This is a genomic window from Pseudomonas sp. NBRC 111124 (assembly GCF_001320245.1).
Lineage (GTDB): Bacteria > Pseudomonadota > Gammaproteobacteria > Pseudomonadales > Pseudomonadaceae > Aquipseudomonas.
In genome coordinates this window covers 67,619-88,992 of sequence record NZ_BCBA01000031.1, presented here as the reverse complement: position 1 = coordinate 88,992, position 21,374 = coordinate 67,619, and the positions used below count along the sequence as shown (strand labels likewise).

The 21,374-nt window shown below is 63.0% G+C and carries 20 protein-coding genes; 11 read left to right on the top strand and 9 right to left on the bottom strand.

Features of this window, described 5'->3' with window-relative positions:
* Window positions 1–36: 36 nt before the first annotated feature.
* From APH28_RS13090 to APH28_RS13075, 4 genes are all read right to left on the bottom strand, one after another.
* Complete coding sequence (locus APH28_RS13090) at window positions 37–1,176, bottom strand: homoserine O-acetyltransferase (RefSeq protein WP_060509940.1); 1,140 nt, start codon at window positions 1,174–1,176, stop codon at window positions 37–39.
* An 88-nt stretch (window positions 1,177–1,264) separates the two neighbouring features.
* Complete coding sequence (locus APH28_RS13085) at window positions 1,265–1,855, bottom strand: YggT family protein (RefSeq protein WP_027920981.1); 591 nt, start codon at window positions 1,853–1,855, stop codon at window positions 1,265–1,267.
* 10 nt (window positions 1,856–1,865) lie between these two features.
* Window positions 1,866–2,684 carry a pyrroline-5-carboxylate reductase gene (gene proC / locus APH28_RS13080; protein WP_060509937.1) on the bottom strand — a complete coding sequence of 273 codons (819 nt, stop codon included), beginning with the start codon at window positions 2,682–2,684 and terminating at the stop codon, window positions 1,866–1,868.
* Window positions 2,685–2,722: 38 nt separating this feature from the next.
* Complete coding sequence (locus APH28_RS13075; protein ID WP_060509935.1) at window positions 2,723–3,409, bottom strand: YggS family pyridoxal phosphate-dependent enzyme; 687 nt, start codon at window positions 3,407–3,409, stop codon at window positions 2,723–2,725.
* Window positions 3,410–3,475: 66 nt separating this feature from the next.
* Between APH28_RS13075 and APH28_RS13070 the strand changes: the two genes are divergently transcribed.
* Window positions 3,476–4,474 carry a type IV pilus twitching motility protein PilT gene (locus APH28_RS13070; protein ID WP_060509933.1) on the top strand — a complete coding sequence of 333 codons (999 nt, stop codon included), beginning with the start codon at window positions 3,476–3,478 and terminating at the stop codon, window positions 4,472–4,474.
* A 126-nt stretch (window positions 4,475–4,600) separates the two neighbouring features.
* On the opposite strand, the gene APH28_RS13065 is transcribed toward APH28_RS13070, so the two are convergent.
* Entirely contained in the window at window positions 4,601–5,230 is a 630-nt protein-coding gene (locus APH28_RS13065; protein WP_060509931.1) for a C40 family peptidase, read from the bottom strand.
* A 166-nt stretch (window positions 5,231–5,396) separates the two neighbouring features.
* On the opposite strand from APH28_RS13065, the gene APH28_RS13060 reads away from it, so the two are divergent.
* On the top strand, window positions 5,397–5,816 hold the full coding sequence (locus APH28_RS13060; protein WP_060509929.1) for a TM2 domain-containing protein: 420 nt from the start codon (window positions 5,397–5,399) through the stop codon (window positions 5,814–5,816).
* Window positions 5,817–5,872: 56 nt separating this feature from the next.
* Here APH28_RS13060 and APH28_RS13055 read toward each other — a convergent pair whose 3' ends face one another.
* The 3 genes from APH28_RS13055 to APH28_RS13045 form a co-directional block, all read right to left on the bottom strand.
* A complete protein-coding gene (locus APH28_RS13055) occupies window positions 5,873–6,571 on the bottom strand; it encodes an SPOR domain-containing protein (RefSeq protein ID WP_060509927.1) in 699 nt (232 codons plus the stop codon).
* A gap of 1 nt (window position 6,572) precedes the next feature.
* Window positions 6,573–8,309, bottom strand: a complete 1,737-nt coding sequence (gene argS, locus APH28_RS13050; RefSeq protein ID WP_060509925.1) for an arginine--tRNA ligase — start codon at window positions 8,307–8,309, stop codon at window positions 6,573–6,575.
* Between the two features lie 108 nt (window positions 8,310–8,417).
* Entirely contained in the window at window positions 8,418–10,637 is a 2,220-nt protein-coding gene (locus APH28_RS13045; RefSeq protein ID WP_060509923.1) for a primosomal protein N', read from the bottom strand.
* Window positions 10,638–10,804: 167 nt separating this feature from the next.
* Here APH28_RS13045 and rpmE point away from each other — a divergent pair, with 167 nt between their 5' ends.
* The 3 genes from rpmE to APH28_RS13030 all read left to right on the top strand — a co-directional run bounded on the left by rpmE (window position 10,805) and on the right by APH28_RS13030 (window position 13,291).
* Complete coding sequence (gene rpmE, locus APH28_RS13040) at window positions 10,805–11,020, top strand: 50S ribosomal protein L31 (protein WP_027920990.1); 216 nt, start codon at window positions 10,805–10,807, stop codon at window positions 11,018–11,020.
* A gap of 2 nt (window positions 11,021–11,022) precedes the next feature.
* A complete protein-coding gene (locus APH28_RS13035) occupies window positions 11,023–11,844 on the top strand; it encodes a thermonuclease family protein (RefSeq protein WP_060509921.1) in 822 nt (273 codons plus the stop codon).
* A 178-nt stretch (window positions 11,845–12,022) separates the two neighbouring features.
* Window positions 12,023–13,291 carry a malic enzyme-like NAD(P)-binding protein gene (locus APH28_RS13030; RefSeq protein ID WP_060509919.1) on the top strand — a complete coding sequence of 423 codons (1,269 nt, stop codon included), beginning with the start codon at window positions 12,023–12,025 and terminating at the stop codon, window positions 13,289–13,291.
* A 129-nt stretch (window positions 13,292–13,420) separates the two neighbouring features.
* On the opposite strand, the gene APH28_RS13025 is transcribed toward APH28_RS13030, so the two are convergent.
* On the bottom strand, window positions 13,421–15,874 hold the full coding sequence (locus APH28_RS13025) for a penicillin-binding protein 1A (protein WP_060509917.1): 2,454 nt from the start codon (window positions 15,872–15,874) through the stop codon (window positions 13,421–13,423).
* A gap of 175 nt (window positions 15,875–16,049) precedes the next feature.
* On the opposite strand from APH28_RS13025, the gene pilM reads away from it, so the two are divergent.
* The 6 genes from pilM (at window position 16,050) to aroB (ending at window position 21,366) form a co-directional block, all read left to right on the top strand.
* Entirely contained in the window at window positions 16,050–16,910 is an 861-nt protein-coding gene (gene pilM, locus APH28_RS13020) for a type IV pilus biogenesis protein PilM (protein WP_060509915.1), read from the top strand.
* A complete protein-coding gene (locus APH28_RS13015; protein ID WP_060509913.1) occupies window positions 16,910–17,446 on the top strand; it encodes a PilN domain-containing protein in 537 nt (178 codons plus the stop codon). The genes pilM and APH28_RS13015 overlap by 1 nt, the downstream gene beginning before the upstream one ends.
* Window positions 17,443–18,459: a pilus assembly protein PilP gene (locus tag APH28_RS13010; protein WP_060509912.1), complete on the top strand. Its 1,017-nt coding sequence runs from the start codon at window positions 17,443–17,445 to the stop codon at window positions 18,457–18,459. Before APH28_RS13015 ends, APH28_RS13010 begins: the two co-directional genes overlap by 4 nt.
* A complete protein-coding gene (locus APH28_RS13005; protein WP_371263081.1) occupies window positions 18,413–19,651 on the top strand; it encodes a type IV pilus secretin PilQ in 1,239 nt (412 codons plus the stop codon). The genes APH28_RS13010 and APH28_RS13005 overlap by 47 nt, the downstream gene beginning before the upstream one ends.
* A 4-nt stretch (window positions 19,652–19,655) precedes the next feature.
* A complete protein-coding gene (aroK, locus tag APH28_RS13000; protein ID WP_060509908.1) occupies window positions 19,656–20,174 on the top strand; it encodes a shikimate kinase AroK in 519 nt (172 codons plus the stop codon).
* 94 nt (window positions 20,175–20,268) lie between these two features.
* The gene (gene aroB / locus APH28_RS12995; protein WP_060509906.1) at window positions 20,269–21,366 is read left to right on the top strand and encodes a 3-dehydroquinate synthase; all 1,098 of its coding nucleotides are present in this window, start codon (window positions 20,269–20,271) and stop codon (window positions 21,364–21,366) included.
* Window positions 21,367–21,374: the final 8 nt, after the last annotated feature.

Genomic DNA, 21,374 nt, shown 5'->3' with positions numbered 1-21,374 from the left:
TCGTGGATGATTTCCAGATCGGCTCTCATGCTGTCCTCAGATGGCGATGCGGTTCATGTAGTTCGCGAAACCCTGCATGTAGCGAGGCGTGGGGATCAGGAAGGCATCGTGCCCGTAAGGTGAGTCGATTTCCAGATAACAGACGTTCTTGCGCGCTGCCATCAAGGCGTCGACGATCTCCCGCGAGCGGGCCGGCGAGAAGCGCCAGTCGGTAGTGAACGACATGATGCAGTAATCCGCTTTGACGTGGGCCAGGGTGGCGGCCAGGTCGCCGCCATTGGCCGCAGCCGGGTCGAAATAATCCAGGGCCTTGGTCATCAGCAGGTAGGTATTGGCGTCGAAACGGCCGGAAAACTCCTCGCCCTGATAGCGCAGGTAGCTCTCGACCTGGAATTCGACGCTGTGGAAGTCGTAGTTGAGCTTGTCGCTCTTCAGCTCGCGGCCGAATTTCTCACCCATCGAGTCGTCGGACAGGTAAGTGATATGGCCGACCATGCGCGCCAGCATCAGGCCGCGCTTGGGGATCACGCCCTGGTCCTGGAACGAACCACCGTGGAACTCAGGGTCTGTGAGGATGGCCTGGCGTGCCACTTCGTTGAAGGCAATGTTCTGCGCCGACAGCTTGGGCGCCGAGGCGATGTCCACACAGTGGCGCACGCGATCGGGGTAGGTCATGGTCCACTGCAGGGCCTGCATGCCGCCCAGGCTGCCACCGACGATGGCGGCCCACTGCGCAATGCCCAGGCGGTCAGCCAGGCGTGCCTGGCTGTGTACCCAGTCTTCCACAGTCAGCACCGGGAACTCGGCGCCATACGGCTTGCCGGTGACTGGGTTGATGCTGCTCGGGCCAGTGCTGCCGTTGCAGCCGCCAAGGTTGTTCAGGCTCACCACGAAGAAGCGGTTGGTGTCGATCGGCTTGCCGGGGCCAATGCAGCTGTCCCACCAGCCCGGCTTGCGGTCGGTGGCGGCATGGTAGCCAGCGGCATGGTGATGGCCAGACAGGGCATGGCAGATCAGTACGGCATTGCTCGCGCCGGCGTTCAGGGTGCCATAGGTCTCATAAACCAGCTCGTAGCTGTTCAGCGAACGGCCACAGGCCAGGGCCAGCGGTTCATCGAACCGGGCAATTTGCGGTGTAACCAGACCGACGGAATCTTCGGGAAGGACAGTGGACATCGACCCTGCTCACGCTTGACGGAGGCGTAAGTCTAAAGAGCACTCCCCCCAGCGGCAAGCAAAGGCTTGCCACCGGGTGTGAGTGAGGTCAGATCATCCGCCACAGTTCCTGTGGCATGCCGGCGTAGGCGGCCAGCGGCGGCATGACGAACGATTGAATCACCTGGATCGCCAGGAAGGCGAAGATAGGCGAGATGTCCATGCCGCCCAGGTTGGGCACAATGCGACGGAACGGCGCCAGCACCGGTTCGCTGATCTGCCAGGCCAGCTCGGCAGCCGGGTTGTGGCTGTTCGGTGCGACCCAGGAAACGATCACCATGACGATCATCGCTACCCAGAAAATCTTCAGGAACAGCGAAGTGATACCGATGATGGCCCACATCAGCAGGTGCAGAACGTCGCCAAAGGTGCCGTAAGTGACCATCAGCACGAAGCCCATCAGCAGCGCCTGGATGACGATCGCCAGCAGCAGCGATGAGGTGTCCAGGCCACCGATGCTGGGGATCACCCGGCGGATCGGCTTGAGCAGCGGCTGGGTTGCGCGCACGGCGAACTGGCTCAGCGGATTGTAGAAGTTGGCCTTGACCAGCTGTAACACGAAACGCAGCAGGACGATCACCAGGTACAGGCTGACCAGAGTTTGCACCACGAAGATCGCGGCGCCGGACAGTGCATTCATCAACAGCTCCTTATTTGCCCAGTTGTTCGGCCAGCTCGGCGGAACGTTTCGACGCTGCTTCCAGCGCTTGCTCGACGATGGCCTCGAAACCGTTGCCCTGGAACGACTTGATCGCCGCTTCGGTGGTGCCGGCTGGCGAGGTGACGCGGCGGCGCAGTTCTGCGGCATCCACATCGCTGGCCACGGCCATGTGCGCGGCGCCCAAGGCGGTTTGCAGGGTCAGCTGCGAGGCGGTTTCGCGTGGCAGGCCAAGTTTTTCGCCAGCCGCCGTCATCGCTTCGATCAGCAGGAAGAAGTAGGCCGGGCCGCTGCCGGAAACCGCGGTGACGGCATCGAGTTGCTGTTCCTGATCCAGCCACAGTGCGGTGCCGACTGCCGACAGCAGTTGTTCGGCTTGCTGGCGTTGCTCGGCCGACACTTCAGCGGTGGCGTACAGGCCGCTGACGCCTTGGCGCAGCAACGCTGGCGTGTTGGGCATGCAGCGCACCACCGGGCGGGCGCCGAGCCAGGTCTGCAAGCTGGCGCAAGTGATGCCGGCGGCGATCGAGACGATCAGCTGGCCAGCAGCCAGGTTCGGCTTCAGCCCCTCGCACACGGCCTTCATGACCTGCGGCTTCACCGCCAGCACGACCACGTCGGCACCCGCAATGGCCTGGGCGTTGTCTTCGAAAGCTTCGATGCCGTGCTCGGCCTGAACGCGGGTGCGGGTCTCGGCGCCGGGGTCGCTGGCACGGATCTGCGCCGCGTCCAGGCCCTGGGCACGCAGGCCGCCGATCAGGCTGGCGGCCATGTTGCCGGCGCCGATAAAGGCAATACGTGTCTTGCTCATGTCAGGTCCTTGAAGGAAAGAGTGAGTAAAGCATGGAATCAGAGGGGGCCGTAACTGCGGGCGCCGAACAGGGCGGTACCGATACGTACCCAGGTCGCTCCCTGGGCGATGGCCGCCTCCAGGTCGTGGCTCATGCCCATCGACAGGGTGTCCAGACCAAGGTCCAGGCTTTCCTGAAGCTGGCGCAGGCTGGCGAAGGCGGCCTCTTGGGCGGTGCGGTCTTCGGTCGGCTCGGGGATTGCCATCAGCCCGCGCAGGCGCAGGTTGGGCAGTGCCGCCACGGCCTTGGCCAGCGCTGGGAGCTCAGCGGGGGCGCAACCGGACTTGCTGTCTTCGCCGCTGACGTTCACCTGCAGGCAGATGTTCAGCGGCGGCAGGCCGGCAAGGCGCTGTTCGGACAGGCGTTGGGCGATCTTCAGGCGGTCCACGGAGTGTACCCAGTCGAAATGTTCGGCAATGGCTTTGGTCTTGTTCGACTGAATGGGGCCAATGAAGTGCCAGATCAAGGGCAGGTCATGCAGTTCTTCCTGCTTGGCCAGTGCTTCTTGCAGGTAGTTCTCACCAACATCACGCACGCCGGCTGCGTGGATTTCGCGAATGGCGGCGGCCGGTTTGGTCTTGCTCACCGCCAACAGCTGAACGCTGGCCGGGTCGCGTCCGGCAGCTTGGGCTGCGGTGTGGATACGGGCGGCGATGGCGGAAAGGTTGTCTGCTATGGTGGACATGGATCAATGCCGTCGGCTCTGGAGATCTTCGGCATTCTACCTGCTTGATGGCGATTGGGGAGTCTCATGGACGTGACCGACCTGTTGGCTAGGGCCGTGGATGCAGGGGCAAGCGACCTGCATCTGGCTGCTGGCGAAGTACCGATGCTGCGTGTGGATGGGGAGTTGCGGCGCCTGGCATTGCCGGCCGTGACGACCGCAGCGTTGAGCGACGCACTGACGCCGCTGCTCGACGAAGGCCATAGCCGGCAATGGCGACAAGGCGACGAACTGGATCTGGCGCTTGAGCTGGCATCGCTGGGGCGTTTTCGTCTCAATCTGTATCGGCAGCTCAATGGCCTGGCGGCGGCGTTTCGCCTGATTCCGCAGCGCATTGCCAGTGTCGACGAACTTGACCTTGAAGAAGTGTTTCAAACCGTTGCGCGGCACACGGATGGGCTGGTGCTGGTGGGCGGCCCGACCGGCAGCGGCAAGTCGAGCACCTTGGCGGCACTGATCGACCGGCTCAATCGTGAGCGGGCATTGCATGTCATCACCCTCGAAGACCCTGTTGAAGTTATCCACAGCAGCCAATGCAGCCTGGTCAACCAGCGTGAGATCGGCCGGCATTGTCGCGACTTCGCCCAAGGGCTTCGCAGTGCCCTGCGTCAGGACCCGGATGTGATCATGATCGGCGAACTGCGTGACCTGGAGACCATCCGCCTGGCGCTGCGCGCGGCGGAGACGGGGCATCTGGTGCTGGCCACGGTGCATACGCGATCGGCGGCCGGCAGCATTGATCGGCTGGTCGAGGTGTTTGCGGCAGAGGAGAAGCCGCTGGTACGCGCGATGCTGGCGGAATCGTTGCGCCTGGTGGTGGCGCAGGTATTGGTCAAGCGTGTGGGCGGCGGCCGGGTGGCGGCGCGTGAGGTGCTGGTGGCGACGCCGGCGGTGCGCAACCTGGTACGCGAGGGGCGCATGGCGCAGCTGTGTTCGGTGATGCAGGCGGGAGCGGCGGAGGGGATGCGGACAATGGAGGGGGCGATGCGGGGGCTGAGGGAGAAAGGATTGATCAGCGATCTCTAGCGCCTGTGCCGGCCCTTTCGCGGGTAAACCCGCTCCTACGAGTGCTGTACAGCCCTTGAAGGCTGTGCTGACCCTGTGGGAGCGGGTTTACCCGCGAAGAGGGCGGTACAGGAAGGCGCCGACAGCTCAGCGCTTGGCCAGGCTCAGCTGTTGCTGCTCTTTCGGCAGTACCCGCTTGGCCACTACATAATGCTGTTGCCAGTACGGCTTGCTCAGGTTGTCGATGCTCACCCGCTTGCCGGTGCGCGGCGCATGGATGAAACGGTCGTTACCCAGGTAGATGGCAACGTGATTGACTCGACGGCTCTTGATGTTGAAGAAAATCAGATCGCCTGGCTTGAGGTCGGTCTTGGCTACCTTCACGCCGTGGCCCTGAGCCATGGCGTTGGACGTACGCGGCAAATCGACGTCTGCCACGTCGTTGAATGCGTACTTGACCAGCCCGCTGCAGTCGAACCCTTTTTTCGGGTTGCTGCCGCCCCAAACATAAGGGGTACCGAGCACGTTGACCGCACGGCTGAGCACATCACTGCTCTGCTTCGGCGACATCGCCGCAACGGCAGGCAGGTTGTGACCCTTGCCCGAGTTGTTCGAGCGTGCGTGCAGCGTGACCTGCTTGAGAGGCGCGTGTTTCACCGAGGCATTGCTGGTGTAGCCGGTGAAACCATTGGGAAGACGTTGCTCACGATTGGTGGCGTGGGCGGCCAGGGGCAATAATAGGCAGAGGGTCAGCCATGTCTTGAATAAAGGCGGCATAGATGAAGCTCTTATGAATGTTTATGTGTTTGGCGCGCAACTTTATAACAGCTTTTTGCTCTCTTTCAGGGCCGTTGGTCGATTGTCATGCTGCCGTACGTCGGGCTGATGCAGAAAAGTCACATTTTTATTAAGAAAATTTTTGGATAACCCACGAGGGCTATGAATGAACAGTTATCAACAGGGGGCGCCGTCTCACGACACCCATAGCAAGGTGATCGGGTACCTGCTTTGGATCTTCGGCTTCACCGGCTCGCACCGTTTCTACTACGGTAAGCCGATCACCGGGACGATCTGGTTCTTCACTTTGGGGCTGCTCGGTATCGGCTGGCTGATCGACCTGTTCCTGATCCCGGCGATGGATCGCGAGGCGGACATGCGTTTCCAGTCTGGTCGTATCGACTACAACATCGCCTGGATCCTGCTGACCTTCCTGGGGATTTTCGGTGTGCACCGCCTGTACCAGGGCAAGTGGATCTCGGCGATCATCTACTTCTTCACCGGCGGCTTGTTCCTGGTCGGTGTGCTGTACGATTTCTGGACCTTGAACAGCCAGATTTCCGAAGCCAACGGCCGCAACCGATAGGGCTGCAAATGCCCACAAAAAAGGCCTTGTCGCGTTGGGCGGCAAGGCCTTTTTCGTTACTGGCGGGTCTGTCGCTGTTGCAGCAGCAGGTTGCTGAACCCGGCACCCGCCAGCTGTTTCTGCGCCACGGTCAGCTGTTCGCGGTTGCTGAACGGCCCCACCAATACGCGGTACCAGGTCTCTTCCTTGACGGTCCCCGACTCGACCTTGACCACCTGACCGAGCAGGATGATCTGCGCGCGAACCTTGTCGGCGTCGGCCTGCTTGCGGAACGAGCCGGCCTGCAGGAAGTACAGCGTGGTCGCCGCCGGCTTGATCACCGGTGGCGCTGGCGGCGGCGTCTGCCCCAGCAGTGCGGCCTGGGCGCGTGCGGTGTCTATTTTCGCGGCTTCCGCCGGCGTGACCGGGGTCACTGGTTGCGCAGGAACTGGCGGCGTTTTCTCTGGTACAGCCTCAGGCGGCACGATCACCTCGGACTCCGGCAGCAACGTGTAGAAGTCGTACTTCGGCTTCACCGGCTGCGGTGTTGCAGGCGTGGTCGACTTGCTGGCCTCGGCCACTTTCTCTGGCTTTTGCTGGTCAGGCTTGGTGCGCTTGATGTCACCGCCACCGGGTTCGAGTTTCATCAGGAAGACGATGAACGCACCGACCGTCAGGCCGACCGCCAGCCATACCCAGCCTGGGATCGGCTGCTTGGCTGGGGCTGTCTGACGGCTGGCGCCGCGTTTGGGAGCGGGTTTTTTCTTGGCAGCCAACTTACATGCGCTCCAGGGTTTCCAGGCCGAGCAGCTCCAGACCTTGCTTGAGGGTACGACCCGTCAGGGCAGCCAGGCGCAGGCGGCTCTGCTGCTGTTCCGGGGTTTCGGCAGCGAGGATCGGGCAGTTTTCGTAGAAGCTCGAGAACAGGCCGGCGAGGTCGTACAGGTAGCTGCACAGCACGTGCGGGGTTCCCTTGTCGGCGACGCTGTTGAGGATCTCGCCAAACTGGGCCAGGCGCGCGGCCAGGTCCTGCTCGTGAGCGGCCTGCAGCACGATGTTGCCGTCGACTTCGTCGAAACCCTTGCCCAGCTTGCGGAACACGCCGGCGACGCGGGTGTAGGCATACAGCAGGTAAGGCGCAGTGTTGCCTTCGAAGTTGAGCATCAGTTCGAAGTTGAAGCTGTAATCGCTGGTGCGGTGCTTGGACAGGTCGGCATATTTCACCGCGCCGATACCGACCACTTCACCGATGTGGCGCAGTTCGTCTTCAGCCAGGCTCGGGTTCTTTTCCTTGACCAGCGCATAGGCGCGCTCCTTGGCCTCGGTGAGCAGGTCGACCAGCTTGACGGTGCCACCGTCACGGGTCTTGAACGGGCGGCCGTCGGCGCCGTTCATGGTACCGAAGCCCATGTGTTCCATCTGCATCGGGTGGCCGACAAAGCCGGCGCGGCGGGCCACTTCGAACACCTGGTTGAAGTGCAGGGCCTGGCGCTGGTCGACGAAGTACAGGGCACGGTCGGCCTTGAGCACATTGCTGCGGTAGCGCACGGCAGCCAGGTCGGTGGTGGCGTACAGGTAGCCGCCGTCGGCTTTCTGTACGATCACTGGCAGCGGTTCACCCTCGCTGTTCTTGAATTCGTCGAGGAACACGCACTGAGCGCCCTGGCTCTCGACCAGCAGGCCCTTGGCCTTGAGGTCGGCCACTACGTTAGCCAGGTCGTCGTTGTAGGCGCTTTCGCCCATCACGTCGGCCATGGTCAGTTTGACGTTGAGCAGCTCGTAGGTCTTCTGGCAGTGCGACAGCGAGATGTCCTTGAAGCGCGTCCACAGGGCCATGCACTCCGGGTCGCCGGCTTGCAGCTTCACCACCAGGCCGCGGGCGCGGGTGGCGAACTCTTCGGATTCGTCGAAGCGCTTCTTGGCGGCGCGGTAGAAGTTTTCCAGGTCCGACAGTTCGTCGCTGGTGATCGGGTTTTCTTCCAGATAGGCCAGCAGCATGCCGAACTGGGTGCCCCAGTCGCCCACGTGGTTCTGGCGGATCACCTCGTCGCCGAGAAACTCCAGCACCCGGGCGACGCTGTCACCGATGATGGTGGAACGCAGGTGGCCGACGTGCATCTCCTTGGCCAGGTTCGGTGCCGACATGTCGATCACCACCTTCTGCGCAGGGCCCGCCTTGCGCGCACCGAGGTGGGCGTCGGCGAGGGCGGCGTCCAGGCGGTGGGCCAGGGCGTCGGTGTTCTGGAAGAAGTTCAGAAAGCCCGGGCCGGCGATCTCGACCTTGCTGACGTCGGCACTGGCCGGCAGGGCGTTGATCAGTTTTTCAGCCAGGTCGCGCGGCTTCATGCCGGCCGGCTTGGCCAGCATCATGGCGATATTGCTGGCAAAGTCGCCGTGGGTCTTGTCCCGGGCGTTTTCCACCTGGATCGCCGGCGAGAGCCCTTCAGGCAGCACACCGTCGGTGACGAGTTGGGTGAGGGCTTGCTGGATCAGCTGACGAATGGTGTCTTTCATGGGGATCTCTTTTCGACCGCAAGCGCGGTGGAGCGCCTGGATGCGCAGGTGGAAAAACTGGGCATTATCCGTTGCCGGGGGCGGGTTGCCAACCTTTGGGGCAGAAGCTTAATAAAGGTCGACCGGGTCGACATCCAGCGACCAGCGCACCTGGCGCCCGCTCGGCAGTTGCTCCAACACTAGCAACCAGGCGCTGATCAGTCGATGCAAGGGGGCTCGGGTGTTGGCCTGGATCAACAGTTGTGCGCGGAAACGCCCGGCGCGACGCTCCATGGGCGCCGGCACCGGGCCCAGCAGCTCGATGCCCGGCAGGCGCTGTTCGGCGACCAGGCGCTCGGCGGCGGCGCAGGCTTCGTCGAGGAAGCCTTCGGCCTGGCCGGGCTTGTGCGCTTCAGCGCGCAGCAGGGCCAGGTGAGAGAACGGTGGCAGCCCGGCATTGCGGCGTTCATCCAGGGCCTGCTCGGCGAAGGCGAAATAACCTTGTTCGGTCAACTGCACCAGCAGCGGGTGGTCGGCCAGGTGCGTCTGGATGATCACCTTGCCGGGTTCCTCGGCGCGGCCGGCGCGGCCGGCGACCTGCACGATCAGCTGGGCCATGCGCTCGCTGGCACGGAAGTCGCCGGAGAACAGCCCGCCGTCGGCATCGAGGATGGCGACCAGCGTCACCCGCGGGAAATGGTGACCCTTGGCCAGCATCTGGGTGCCGACCAGGATGCTCGGCTGGCCGCGCTGGATGGTGGTGAACAGGTTATGCATGGCGTCCTTGCGCGCCGTGCTGTCACGGTCCACGCGCAGGATCGGGTAATCCGGGAACAATACTTTCAACCGTTCTTCGGCACGTTCGGTGCCAGCACCAACGGGGCGCAGGTCGACGTGGTTGCACTGCGGGCACTGGTGCGGCAGGCGCTCGTCATAGCCGCAGTGGTGGCAGCGCAGCACGCCAGAGCGCTGGTGCACGGTCATGCGGGCATCGCAGCGTGGGCATTCGGACAGCCAGCCACAGTCATGGCACAGCAAGGTCGGGGCGAAGCCGCGACGGTTGAGGAACACCAAGACCTGCTGGCCGGCTTCCAGGGTCTGACGGATGGCTTGCTGCAACGGGCCGCTGATGCCGCTGTCCAGCGGCAGGCTTTTCACATCCAGGCGCAGCATGCGCGGTGGGCGGGCGCCGCCAGCTCGCTGGTTCATGCGCAGCAGGCGATAGCGGCCGGTGAGCGCGTTGTGCAGGGTTTCCAGCGACGGTGTGGCAGAGCCGAGCAGGATCGGGATGTTTTCCTGGTGGGCGCGCACCAGCGCCAGGTCGCGGGCGTGGTAGCGCAGGCCTTCCTGTTGCTTGTAAGAACCGTCGTGCTCTTCATCGATGATGATCAGGCCAGGGGTCTTCATCGGCGTGAACAGCGCCGAGCGGGTGCCGATGATGATGTCGGCCTCGCCGTCGCGGGCGGCCAGCCAGGCATCGAGGCGCTCGCGGTCGTTCACGGCCGAGTGCAGCAGGGCGATGCGGGCGTTGAAGCGCTGCTCAAAGCGCGCCAGGGTCTGCGGGCCGAGGTTGATTTCGGGGATCAGCACCAGTGCCTGCTTGCCGGCCTCCAAGGTCTCGCGGATCAGTTGCAGGTACACCTCGGTCTTGCCGCTGCCAGTGACGCCGGCCAGCAGGAAGGCGCCGAAGCCGCCAAAGCCCTCGCGTACGGTGTCGAAGGCTTCGCGCTGCTCTTCATTGAGCGGCAGTTCCGGCTGCGCCAGCCAGTGTTCGTGGCGGTGCGACGGCAGGTGGCGGCGCACTTCCAGCTGTACCAGCTCCTTGGCCAGCAGCAGGTCGAGGCTGTCCTTGTTCAGATTGAGCTTGCTCAGCAGGCTGTGGGCGACGCCGTGCGGGTGCTGGGCCAAGGTCTTGAGCGCATCGCGCTGGCGTGGGGCGCGGGCGATGCGCGGGTCTTCCAGGCGTGCGCCGGGGGCTACGTGCCAGAAGCGCTCCTGACGCATCTCGGCAGGTTCGCCCTGGCGCAGCAGCGTGGGCAGTGCCCAGCTCAGCGTGTCGCCAAGGCTGTGCTGGTAATACTGGGCGGTCCACAGGCACAGCTTGAATAGCGCTGCAGGGATCGGCGAAACCGGATCGAGCAAGGCGCTGGCGGGCTTGAGTTTGTCGGCAGGCACTTCGCTTTGCTCGCACACTTCCACCAGCACGCCGATCATTTCGCGTCGCCCGAAGGGTACCCGGATGCGCATGCCTGGGGTCAACTCCTGGCGCGCCATGTTCGCTGGCGCCTTGTAATCGAACAGGCGGCGCAACGGGGAGGGCAGGGCAAGGCGCAGGATGACGTCGGACACGCGGCAGGTCTCGGAGGGCGTTTCAAAGACTGGCGAGCCTAGCAGACGACGGTCGGTGCAAGCGACAACTTGCGTTGACGCGGTGCTCTGGTATTATTCGCCGCCTAATTACGTGCGGTATTCAACAATAGGTGTTGGGTGGCGGCACGCAGCTCGAGGAAGTGACCATGAAAGAAGGTATCCACCCGAACTACGAAGTAGTTGCAGTCACCTGCAGCTGCGGTAACAAGTTCGAAACTCGTTCGACCCTGGGCAACACCCTGGCGATCGACGTTTGCAACCTGTGCCACCCGTTCTACACCGGTAAGCAGAAAGTCCTGGACACCGGTGGTCGCGTACAGAAGTTCGCCGATCGCTTCGGTATGTTCGGTACCAAGAAGTAATCATGCGCATGGCGAATCCTTCGGGTTTCGCGCTGTTGCTGAAAAAGGCGCCCCTTGTGGGCGCCTTTTTTGTGGGCGCAATCTGGCACCTCCCGGCCCTGGCGTTCTGCCCGGTACCAGAAAAGCCGCAGCAGGTGGCGGTGCGGCAGGTGGTGGATGGCGACACGCTGCGCCTGACCGACGGTCGCAGTGTGCGAATGATTGGCATCAATGCCCCGGAAATCGGGCGCAAGGGGCGCACCAGTGAACCTTACGCCGAGGCTGCCAGGCGGCGTCTGCAGGCCTTGGTCAAGGCCAGCGACGGGCGTGTCGGGCTGGTGCCGGGGGTCGAGGGCAGGGACAAGTACGGCCGTACCCTGGCGCACATCTATGGCCGTAATGGTGACAATCTCGAGGCGCAGTTGCTCAGCGAAGGTCTTGGCTATCACGTGGCCTTTGCGCCAAATGTGCGCCTGTCGGGCTGCCAGCAAGCAGCCGAGCGGGTGGCGCGCGAAGCACGGGCAGGCCTGTGGCGCAGTTCGCCGGTGCGCAAGGCTTCAGCCGTGAAGCAATCGGGCTTCGCCGTGGTCGCTGGCACCATCGGCCGCATCGAGCGCAATCGTGGCGGCATCTGGCTCGAGCTGGACGACAGTGTGGTGCTGCAGATTCCCGCTCGTCTGCAGCGCAACTTCCCCGCCAGCTTCTTCGCTAACCTCAAAGGACGCCAGGTCGAGGCGCGTGGCTGGGTGCTGGATCGTTCCCGCAAGGGTGGGCTCAAGCCAGGGCAGCGACGCTGGGTGTTGCCGTTGAACGATCCAAGCATGCTGGAGCGCATTTCAGGCTGAAAGATGTAGACAGTTCACTATCGGATTGTACACACTGTGAGTCGAATGCCCCCGTGCGTGATAGCTTAAAGTCGTAGGCCAAAGGCCTTGACACAAGTGACTGACCAGTCTTGTGGCTCCCCGGCTCTTTGCGTATCCTCGGCGGTCCGTCAGAACAGTAAATAGCGGAATGCCCACCATGTCAGACCTGAAAACCGCCGCTCTCGAATACCACGCTCAACCTCGTCCGGGGAAACTGAGCGTCGAGCTCTCCAAGCCCACCGCCACCGCCCGCGATCTCGCCCTGGCCTACAGCCCAGGCGTTGCAGAACCCGTGCGCGAAATCGGCCGTGATCCTGAGCTGGCCTACAAATACACCGGCAAGGGCAACCTGGTCGCGGTGATTTCCGATGGCACTGCCATCCTCGGTCTGGGTGACCTCGGCCCACTGGCCTCCAAGCCAGTGATGGAAGGCAAGGGCGTTCTGTTCAAGCGTTTCGCCGGTATCGACGTATTCGATATCGAAGTCGAATCGGAAAGCCCACAGGCTTTCATCGACACCGTTCGCCGCATCTCGATCACCTTCGGTGGCATCAACCTCGAAGACATCAAGGCTCCAGAGTGCTTCGAAATCGAGCGCACCCTGATCGAGCAGTGTGACATTCCAGTGTTCCACGATGACCAGCACGGCACCGCGATCGTAACCGCAGCCGGCATGATCAACGCCCTGGAAATCGCCGGCAAGAAGCTGGAAGACGCCAAGATCGTCTGCCTGGGTGCCGGCGCCGCCGCCATCTCCTGCATGAAGCTGCTGGTCAGCATGGGTGCCAAGGTCGAAAACATCTTCATGATCGACCGCAGCGGCGTGATCCACGCTGGCCGCGACGACCTGAACCAATACAAGGCCCAGTTCGCTCACGCTACCGACAAGCGCACCCTGGCCGATGCCTTGGACGGTGCTGACGTGTTCGTCGGCCTTTCCGGCCCGAACCTGCTGAGCGCGGAAGGCCTGAAGTCGATGGCTGCCAACCCGATCGTGTTCGCCTGCTCGAACCCGGATCCGGAAATCTCCCCAGAGCTGGCTCACGCCACTCGCAGCGATGTGATCATGGCGACCGGTCGTTCCGACTACCCGAACCAGGTCAACAACGTGCTGGGCTTCCCGTTCATCTTCCGTGGTGCCCTGGACGTTCGCGCCAAGCGCATCAACGAAGAAATGAAGATCGCCGCTGCCATCGCCCTGAAAGACCTGGCCAAGCTGCCAGTGCCGAAGGAAGTCTGCGAAGCTTACGGCGTGCAGGGTCTGGAGTTCGGCCGTGAGTACATCATTCCGAAGCCGCTGGACGCTCGTCTGATCACCGTCGTTTCGGACGCTGTGGCCAAGGCCGCGATCGAATCCGGCGTGGCTACCCTGCCGTATCCGAAGCACTACCCGCTGAACAGCGTGGATGAAGTGTTCAACGGCTGATTGCAGCTGTAGCGACACAAAAAAGCCCCGGCTCATATGAGTCGGGGCTTTTTGTTTGCCGATCAATCTACTCTTTGTCAGGGCCTGATCGCTGGCAAGCCGGCGACAAGGCCCTCTCGGTTATCACTGTCAGAACAGATCCATCGGCGCCGCTTCATCCGCTGGTAGCGGGCTGCCTGGCGCTGCGCCGTTACCCAGCTCATCCACCGACGGCGGCGAATCCTCGGCCTTGAACAGCTCGAAGTAGGCATTTGGCGTACTTGGCGAGGCCGCACGGCCGCTGACCGGGTCGACCCTCAGGCTGAGGATGCCTTCCGGCTGGGCCGGTGCATGGCTCGGCTTGCCCTTCAGCGCGGCGCCCATGAAATTCATCCAGATCGGCAGCGCCGCAGTACCACCATACTCACGGCGGCCAAGGCTTTCCGGCTGATCGAAGCCGACCCACACGGTGGTCACGTAGTCGGCGTTGTAACCGGAGAACCAGGCATCTTTGGACTCGTTGGTGGTACCGGTCTTGCCCGCCAGGTCGTCACGGCCAAGGGCCAATGCCCGGCGTCCGGTACCGCGCTTGATCACGTCCTGCAGCATGCTGGTGAGGATGTAGGTGGTGCGGCCATCAATGATCTGTTCTGCGATGGCTGGCGTTTGCGGTGGCGGTGCGATCTGACCCAGGGCCGACGGTGCCTCGCCCGGCAAGGCGGCAGTGCTGATCGGCTGCTCGGGAGCGGCCAGGCCGGCATGGTCTTCGGCGCCTTGCGGCACGTGGGCCGGGTTGGCGGTGAAGAGGGTCTCGCCGCTGCGACTCTCGATACGGTCGATCAGGTACGGGTTGATCTTGTAGCCGCCGTTGGCAAAGGTGCTCCAGCCAGTGGCGATCTCCATCGGCGTCAGGGTCGCAGTGCCCAGGGCCAGCGACAGGTTGCGCGGCAGATCCTGCTTGTTGAAGCCGAACTTGGCGATGTAGTCGATGGTGCGGTCAACACCCATGGCCTGCAGGAGGCGGATCGACACCAGGTTGCGAGACTTGTATAGCGCCTCGCGCATGCGGATTGGGCCAAGGAAGGTGTTGGTGTCGTTCTTTGGTCGCCACTCATTGTTCTGGTACTGGTCGAAGAACACGATCGGCGCATCGTTGACCAGGCTGGACGCGGTGTAGCCGCTGTCCAGCGCCGCACTATAGATGAAGGGCTTGAAGCTGGAGCCTGGCTGGCGCTTGGCCTGCATGGCACGGTTGTAGTTGCTCTGCTCGAACGAGAAGCCGCCGACCAGGGCGCGGATGGCGCCATTGTACGGGTCGAGGGTAACCAGTGCGCTCTGCGCGCCGGGTACCTGGCTGAACTTGAGCTTGCCCTCGTCAAGGCGCTGCAGGCGGACCAGGTCGCCCACCTGGGCAACGTCGGCAGGCGACTGCGGCGAACGGCCCTGAGCGTTGGTGTTGATGAATGGGCGCGCCCATTTCATGGTGTCCCAGGCAACGTCTTCTTCCTTGCCCTCACGGGTCAGCACCTTGAGGCCGTTTTTCTCGACCTGGGTGACGATGGCCGGCTCCAGTGCGCCGAGGTTGCGCTGCTTGCTCAGCTCTTGCAGCCAGGCGGCGTGAGTCTTGCCGGGGAAGCGTGCTTCGGGGCCGCGATAACCGTGACGCTCATCGTATTCGGTGAGCCCGTTGAGGATGGCCTTGTTGGCCATTTGCTGCATGTCGCTCGGTACGGTGGTGGTGACGCGGAAACCTTCGGTGTAGGCGTCACTGCCATAGCGGCCGACCATTTCGGCGCGGGCCATTTCGGCGACGTAAGGTGCGTTCACTTCCGGGGTTGGCACGTGGTAGCTGGCATTGAGCGGCTCGGCCAGGGCGGTCTGATAGCTTGCCTCGTCGATCTTGCCGAGCTTGTACATGCGGCCGAGGATCCAGTCGCGGCGCTCTTTGGCGCGTACCGGGTTGGCCAGCGGGTTGAAGCGTGACGGCGCTTTTGGCAGGCCGGCAATCATCGCCATCTGTGCAAGGCTCACGTCACGGATCGACTTGCCGTAGTAGACCTGCGCGGCAGCATCGATGCCGTAGGCACGGTTGCCCAGGTAGATCTTGTTGACGTAGAGCTCGAGGATTTCGTCCTTGGTCAGCTCACGCTCGATCTGCAGGGCCAGCAGGATCTCGTTGGTCTTGCGCGAGAAGCTGCGCTCGCTGGTGAGGAAGAAGTTCTTCGCCACCTGCATGGTGATGGTGCTGCCACCGGTCTGGATGTGACCGGTCTTCACCAGCTGGGTCGCAGCCCGCATCAGGCTGCTAGGGTCGACCCCGTAGTGATTGAGGAAATTGTCGTCCTCGGCTGACAGAAGCGCCTGAATGAACTGTGGCGGAATTTCCGCGAAGCGTATCGGCGAGCGGCGCATTTCGCCGAACTCGGCAATCAGCTTGCCGTCGCTGCTGTACACCCGCAGGGGGATCTGCAACTGGATGCTTCTGAGCGAATCGACCGATGGCAGGTTGGGACTAAGATACAGAAACGCACCGCTCACACCGAGTACGAGCGCGCAGATGACTGCGACGAAAGACCACCAGAAGAACTTCAGCAGGCGTATCAAGGCTTTTCGGTGTCCAGATTGAGAGGTGAATTGCGCACGGGGCCGGCGGACGAAAAAACGCTGGGCATTATAAGCATTTTTCGCCTCGCCGGGTGACCGGCCAGGCGGCCCGCGGCACCGTCTGGCCGTTCAGGCCTGGCAGTGGGGCGGTTCATGTTGTAACAAGGAAATCGTGATGTTTGGACGTTTTGGCAAGGATGCCAGTTCACTGTTGGGGGTGGAAATCGCTTCCGACTCTGTACGTATTGCACAGTTGCGCCACCGCAGGGGGCGCTATGAACAGCTGGTCTGGGCATTTCAGGCATTCGAGCCGTTCGCGCCTGGCAGCGGCTGGCAGGACCCTGAGCGTGTCGTGGCTGCCTTGCGCAGCGCTGTTCGGCGATCTGGAAGTCGCCAGCGCCGGGCAGTCGCGGCGCTGCCAGCCTCGCAAGTGATCTGCAAGTTGTGCCAGCTGCCCGCCAGTCAGGCCCCGAGCCAGATGGAGGCACAACTGCTGGCGGACGCGGACCGGCTGTTTCCCTTTCCCCTTGAAGACCTGGTGCTGGACTTTCAGGTGCTGGGCGCCTCGCCGTTGCAGCCAGGGAGCCTGGATGTGCTGGTGGCAGCCAGCCGTCAGAGCGCATTACAGCCATTGGCAGCGGCATTCGAGGCTGCTGGGCTGGAGCTGGAGGTCGTCGAGGTCGACAGCATTGCCCTGCGCCGGCTGATGCCGCGCCAAGCCAGCGGCGCAACAGCGCTGCTGCGCATCGAGCCAGGCGGTTCAACACTGCATGGCTGGCTTGACGACAGGTTGCCATTACGGCGGGAGTTGCTTGCGGGGGCTGTGCCTGGGCTACCCGACGACGTATTGGGTGGCGTCAAGGGCCCGGAAGAGGTGCTTGTCATTGGCAGTCCAGAGATTGGGCAGAGTGTGATCGCTCGGCTGAGCGAGAGCCTCGGCTTGCCGTGCCGGCCATTGCCGCCTGTGGCAGGTGTGGATTGCAGTGATGGCTGCATGGCCTTGGCTTTTGCACTGGCAATGGGGAGTGTTCGCTGATGCTGCGTCTGAACCTGATGCCGTGGCGAGAACGGCAGCGTCTGGCTACGCTCCGGCGTTTGCGTTTGATGGTGGTGGGGGCGGCAGTCATGGCGCTGTGTGCCGTGCTGCTGATGGATCAGCTGGCCCGTCAGCGCTTTCGCCAGCAAGCCATTGCCAACAACGGTCAGCAGGCTGCAATCGATGCGCTCGAGGCACAGATGACCGAGCATGATCGCATCAGGCAGTCCTACAACGCGGTGCGTGCACAGTCCGCTGCATTGGCTGACTTGCGCAATGAGCAGGGGTTAGTGACCGCAGTGTTCGCCGATATGGAGCGTGCCCTGCCCGAAGGCGTTCAGTTGCTCAAGCTCGAATTGGAAGGTTCGAGGCTGCACATGGTCGGTGTGGCCGCCTCCGGCGCTGTCGTGGCGCAGCTGATGCGTGAACTGGAACGTTCGGGTGTGATGCGCGATCTGGAGCTCAAAAGCCTCAGGAGCCGGCCCGGTGGCGATGAGTTTCTGTTGCTGGCTCGTCTGTCGGCCTACTGGTCGTGAATCTGTTAGAGAAAGGTGCCTGGCTGGCGCTTATCGAGCGCTCTCGGTTAGCCCGGCTCACACTGCCCTGCATCGTAGGCTTCATCGTGTTTGGGCTTGGCTGTCTGTTTCGTCTGCCGCAATGGGTGCAGCTCCAGGAAGCAGAGCGCGCGAGGCAGGGCCTACTGCTTCAGGCGTATGAAACCAAGGCTGCCGAAGTGCTGGCGCTGGCACACCTGAAGGAAGCATTTGCTGACGCACAGCAGCTTTTGCAGGATGCTCGCTGGCGACTGGCTGCCGGGGCTGGCATGAGTGATTTGCTGGACCAGTTGGCAGCCTCGGGGCATGCCCATGGCCTGCACTTCGAGCAACTTGATGTGCGCGATGAGGTGAAGCAGCCGGGCTACTGGCAGACACCCTTGGATGTGCAGGTAGTTGGACGTTATCCGGGGCTGCGGGTGTGGCTGGACGACTGGCTTGGCCAGGATCGCCTGCTGCGCGCTGAAGCATTGCGGCTTGAGCCTGCCAATGACAGGCCGGGGTTGTTGCGCCTTGGCATGCGGTTCCATGCCTATCAAGCCGACGGCCCAGTCCCCGTGCCGTTATCCCTGGCTGACTCACCCGCGCGTGCCGAGGTGCTGCCAGTGAATCTGGATCCGTTTTCCGCCTGGGCGACGCGTGTTGCCCCGGGCGGGCTTGCCAGTGTGCCCCTGGCACAGTTGCAAATGGTCGGCAGCCTGCAACGGGAGCGGCAGCGCGAAGCGGTAGTAGCGTCGGCAGGGCGTCTGTATCGGGTCCAGCCCGGTGACCGGCTGGGGCGCGAGGGAGGGGTAGTGGTTCAGGTTGGCGAACGACAGCTGGAAGTGCGCGAGCGGCTGTTCGTAGGGGGCGTGTGGCGCGAGCGCACGGTAATGCTGACGCTCAGGAAGAGCGCGAATACGGAGACCATGGACGGTGATGAAGTGGCTATTGATGTGGATGGCGGTGATGCTGATACCCATTCAGTGGTGCATGGCAGCGCCCTATCGGGGTGAGCCCATATCGCTGAATTTCCAGGATGTCGAAGTGCGCTCGGTGCTACAGGTGCTGGCTGACTACGCCGGGATCAATCTGGTGGCCAGCGACACCGTGCAAGGCAACATTACCTTGCGGTTGCACGAAGTCCCTTGGGACCAGGCGCTGGAACTGGTCCTTCGTAGCAAAGGGCTGGCGCGGCGCGAGGAGGGCAATGTGCTGCTGGTGGCACCTGCGGCCGAGTTGGCTGAGCAATCCCGCGGCGTCCGTATCGGGCAGGAGCTGGATGCGCAGCTGCAGCCGTTGCGACGCGAGTTGCTGCCGATTCATCACGCCAAGGCTTCCGACCTGGCAGAGCTGCTGCTGGCGACACTGGCGGATGACGGCATTCTGACCGGTCGTGGCAGCCTGAGCGTCGATGTGCGGACCAATACCTTGGTGGCCCACCAGCCTGCGGATCGTTTGGCCGAGTTGCGGCAGTTGGTCGCCCAGCTTGACGTACCGGTGAAGCAGGTGGAGATCGAGGCGCGCATCGTGGAGGCCAATGTCGACTACGAGAAGGGCCTGGGCGTGCGCTGGGGGCGACAGCTGTACGGGGAAACGCCGCAATTGGGCAAGGACCTGTTCGTCGACCTGGGCATGGAGCGGGGCGGTGCCGGCATCGGTGTAGGCCTGTTGCGCGGCGGCGTGCTGCTGGATCTGGAACTCAGTGCGATGGAGAAGAGTGGCAACGGCGAAATCATCTCCCAGCCCAAGGTGGTAACAGCTGACAAAGAAACCGCCAGGATCCTCAAGGGCACCGAGGTGCCTTACCAGGAAACCAGCACGAGTGGCGCCACTTCGGTGGCGTTCCGCGAGGCCTCTCTGTCGCTGGAAGTCACGCCACAGATCACCCCAGACGGCAAGGTCATCATGGCGGTCAAGGTGACCAAGGACGAGCCTGACTTCGTCAATGCCCTTAACGACGTGCCGCCAATTCGCAAGAACGAGGTCAACGCCAAGGTTCGTGTGGCGGACGGTGAGACCATCGTCATCGGTGGCGTTTATTCGACCGTGCAAAACAATGTGGTCGACAAGGTGCCTTTTTTTGGCGATCTGCCGTATGTTGGGCGGCTGTTTCGACGCGATGTATTACAAGAGAAAAAATCCGAGCTGCTGGTCTTCCTGACTCCGCGTATCATGAGTGACCAGGCGATTGCTGTGAGTCGTTGATTCTGTGCGAAATTTGATACTTGTAGGGCCCATGGGCGCTGGTAAAAGCACCATCGGGCGCCTGTTGGCCAAAGAGCTGCGCCTGCTGTTCAAGGATTCCGACAAGGAAATTGAACTGCGAACCGGCGCCAACATCCCGTGGATCTTCGATAAAGAAGGCGAACCGGGTTTCCGTGACCGTGAGCAGGCGATGATCGCCGAGCTCTGCGCGCTCGATGGCGTGGTCGTGGCAACCGGTGGCGGCGCAGTCATGCGCGCGGAAAACCGCCAGGCACTGCACGAGGGCGGCCGGGTCATCTACCTGCATGCTTCGGTCGAGCAGCAGGTCGGGCGCACTGCGCGCGATCGCAACCGCCCGTTGTTGCGCACTGCCAACCCGGAGGCAACCCTGCGTGCCTTGCTGGAGGCCCGCGACCCGCTCTATCGCGAGATCGCCGACCTGGTGGTGGAAACCGACGAGCGGCCGCCGCGCATGGTGGTGCTCGATATTCTCGAGCGCTTGCAGCAGTTGCCGCCCCGCTAAGCCGGGACTATTCTCGGCCAGCGCCGAGGCGAGGTTCAACGTTACCGCGCGGGTCGCACAGCCGGCGCCGCGCCCAAGGACATTGTGGGGATACATGCAGACACTAAAGGTCGACCTCGGCGAGCGTAGCTACCCGATCTACATTGGCGAAGGCCTGCTGGACCAGGCCGAACTGCTGGCGCCGCATATACACGGGCGGCAGGTTGCCATCGTTACCAACGAAACCGTCGCGCCTCTGTATCTCGAACGCCTGAGCAAGACCCTCGGCGCCTACTCGGTGCTGCCGGTGATCCTGCCTGACGGCGAAGCCCACAAGAACTGGGAAACCCTGCAACTTATCTTCGACGGCCTGCTGACGGCGCGGCATGATCGGCGTACCACCGTGGTAGCCCTCGGTGGCGGCGTGATCGGCGACATGGCCGGTTTCGCTGCAGCCTGCTACCAGCGTGGTGTCGACTTCATCCAGGTGCCGACTACCTTGCTGTCCCAAGTCGACTCCTCGGTCGGCGGCAAGACCGGCATCAACCACCCGCTGGGCAAGAACATGGTCGGTGCCTTCTATCAGCCCAATGCGGTGCTGATCGACACCACCAGCCTCAAGACCCTGCCCGCGCGTGAGCTGTCGGCAGGCCTGGCCGAAGTCATCAAGTACGGCCTGATCTGCGACAAGCCGTTCCTCGCCTGGCTCGAAGGCAAAATGCAGGCCCTGCGTGGCCTGGAGCCCGCTGCGCTGACCGAAGCGATCAGCCGCTCCTGCGCTGCCAAGGCTGCGGTGGTCGGCGCCGATGAGCGTGAGTCCGGCGTGCGTGCCACGCTGAACCTGGGCCACACTTTCGGCCACGCCATCGAAACCCACATGGGCTACGGCGTATGGCTGCACGGCGAGGCCGTGGCGGCCGGCACGGTAATGGCCCTGGAGATGTCCATGCGCCTGGGCTGGATCGACCAGGCCGAGCGCGATCGCGGTATCCGCCTGTTGCGGGATGCAGGCTTGCCGGTGATGCCACCACAGGAAATGACCCCGGCGCATTTCATGGAGCACATGGCGGTCGACAAGAAAGTGCTCGATGGCCGCCTGCGGCTGGTGCTGTTGCGCCAGCTGGGCGAAGCCGTTATCACTGACGACTATCCGAAAGAGATTCTTCAGGCCACGCTGTCGGCGGATTACCGCGCGATCGTGGCCCAGCTTTGAGGTTGTGA

Excerpts from the sequence above, each read along its gene's own strand:
- APH28_RS13090 (WP_060509940.1), bottom strand. The coding sequence starts at position 1,176 with ATGTCCACTGTCCTTCCCGAAGATTCCGTCGGTCTGGTTACACCGCAA.
- APH28_RS13085 (WP_027920981.1), bottom strand. The coding sequence starts at position 1,855 with ATGAATGCACTGTCCGGCGCCGCGATCTTCGTGGTGCAAACTCTGGTC.
- proC (WP_060509937.1), bottom strand. The coding sequence starts at position 2,684 with ATGAGCAAGACACGTATTGCCTTTATCGGCGCCGGCAACATGGCCGCC.
- APH28_RS13075 (WP_060509935.1), bottom strand. The coding sequence starts at position 3,409 with ATGTCCACCATAGCAGACAACCTTTCCGCCATCGCCGCCCGTATCCAC.
- APH28_RS13070 (WP_060509933.1), top strand. The coding sequence starts at position 3,476 with ATGGACGTGACCGACCTGTTGGCTAGGGCCGTGGATGCAGGGGCAAGC.
- APH28_RS13065 (WP_060509931.1), bottom strand. The coding sequence starts at position 5,230 with ATGCCGCCTTTATTCAAGACATGGCTGACCCTCTGCCTATTATTGCCC.
- APH28_RS13060 (WP_060509929.1), top strand. The coding sequence starts at position 5,397 with ATGAACAGTTATCAACAGGGGGCGCCGTCTCACGACACCCATAGCAAG.
- argS (WP_060509925.1), bottom strand. The coding sequence starts at position 8,309 with ATGAAAGACACCATTCGTCAGCTGATCCAGCAAGCCCTCACCCAACTC.
- rpmE (WP_027920990.1), top strand. The coding sequence starts at position 10,805 with ATGAAAGAAGGTATCCACCCGAACTACGAAGTAGTTGCAGTCACCTGC.
- APH28_RS13035 (WP_060509921.1), top strand. The coding sequence starts at position 11,023 with ATGCGCATGGCGAATCCTTCGGGTTTCGCGCTGTTGCTGAAAAAGGCG.
- APH28_RS13030 (WP_060509919.1), top strand. The coding sequence starts at position 12,023 with ATGTCAGACCTGAAAACCGCCGCTCTCGAATACCACGCTCAACCTCGT.
- pilM (WP_060509915.1), top strand. The coding sequence starts at position 16,050 with ATGTTTGGACGTTTTGGCAAGGATGCCAGTTCACTGTTGGGGGTGGAA.
- APH28_RS13015 (WP_060509913.1), top strand. The coding sequence starts at position 16,910 with ATGCTGCGTCTGAACCTGATGCCGTGGCGAGAACGGCAGCGTCTGGCT.
- APH28_RS13005 (WP_371263081.1), top strand. The coding sequence starts at position 18,413 with ATGCTGATACCCATTCAGTGGTGCATGGCAGCGCCCTATCGGGGTGAG.
- aroB (WP_060509906.1), top strand. The coding sequence starts at position 20,269 with ATGCAGACACTAAAGGTCGACCTCGGCGAGCGTAGCTACCCGATCTAC.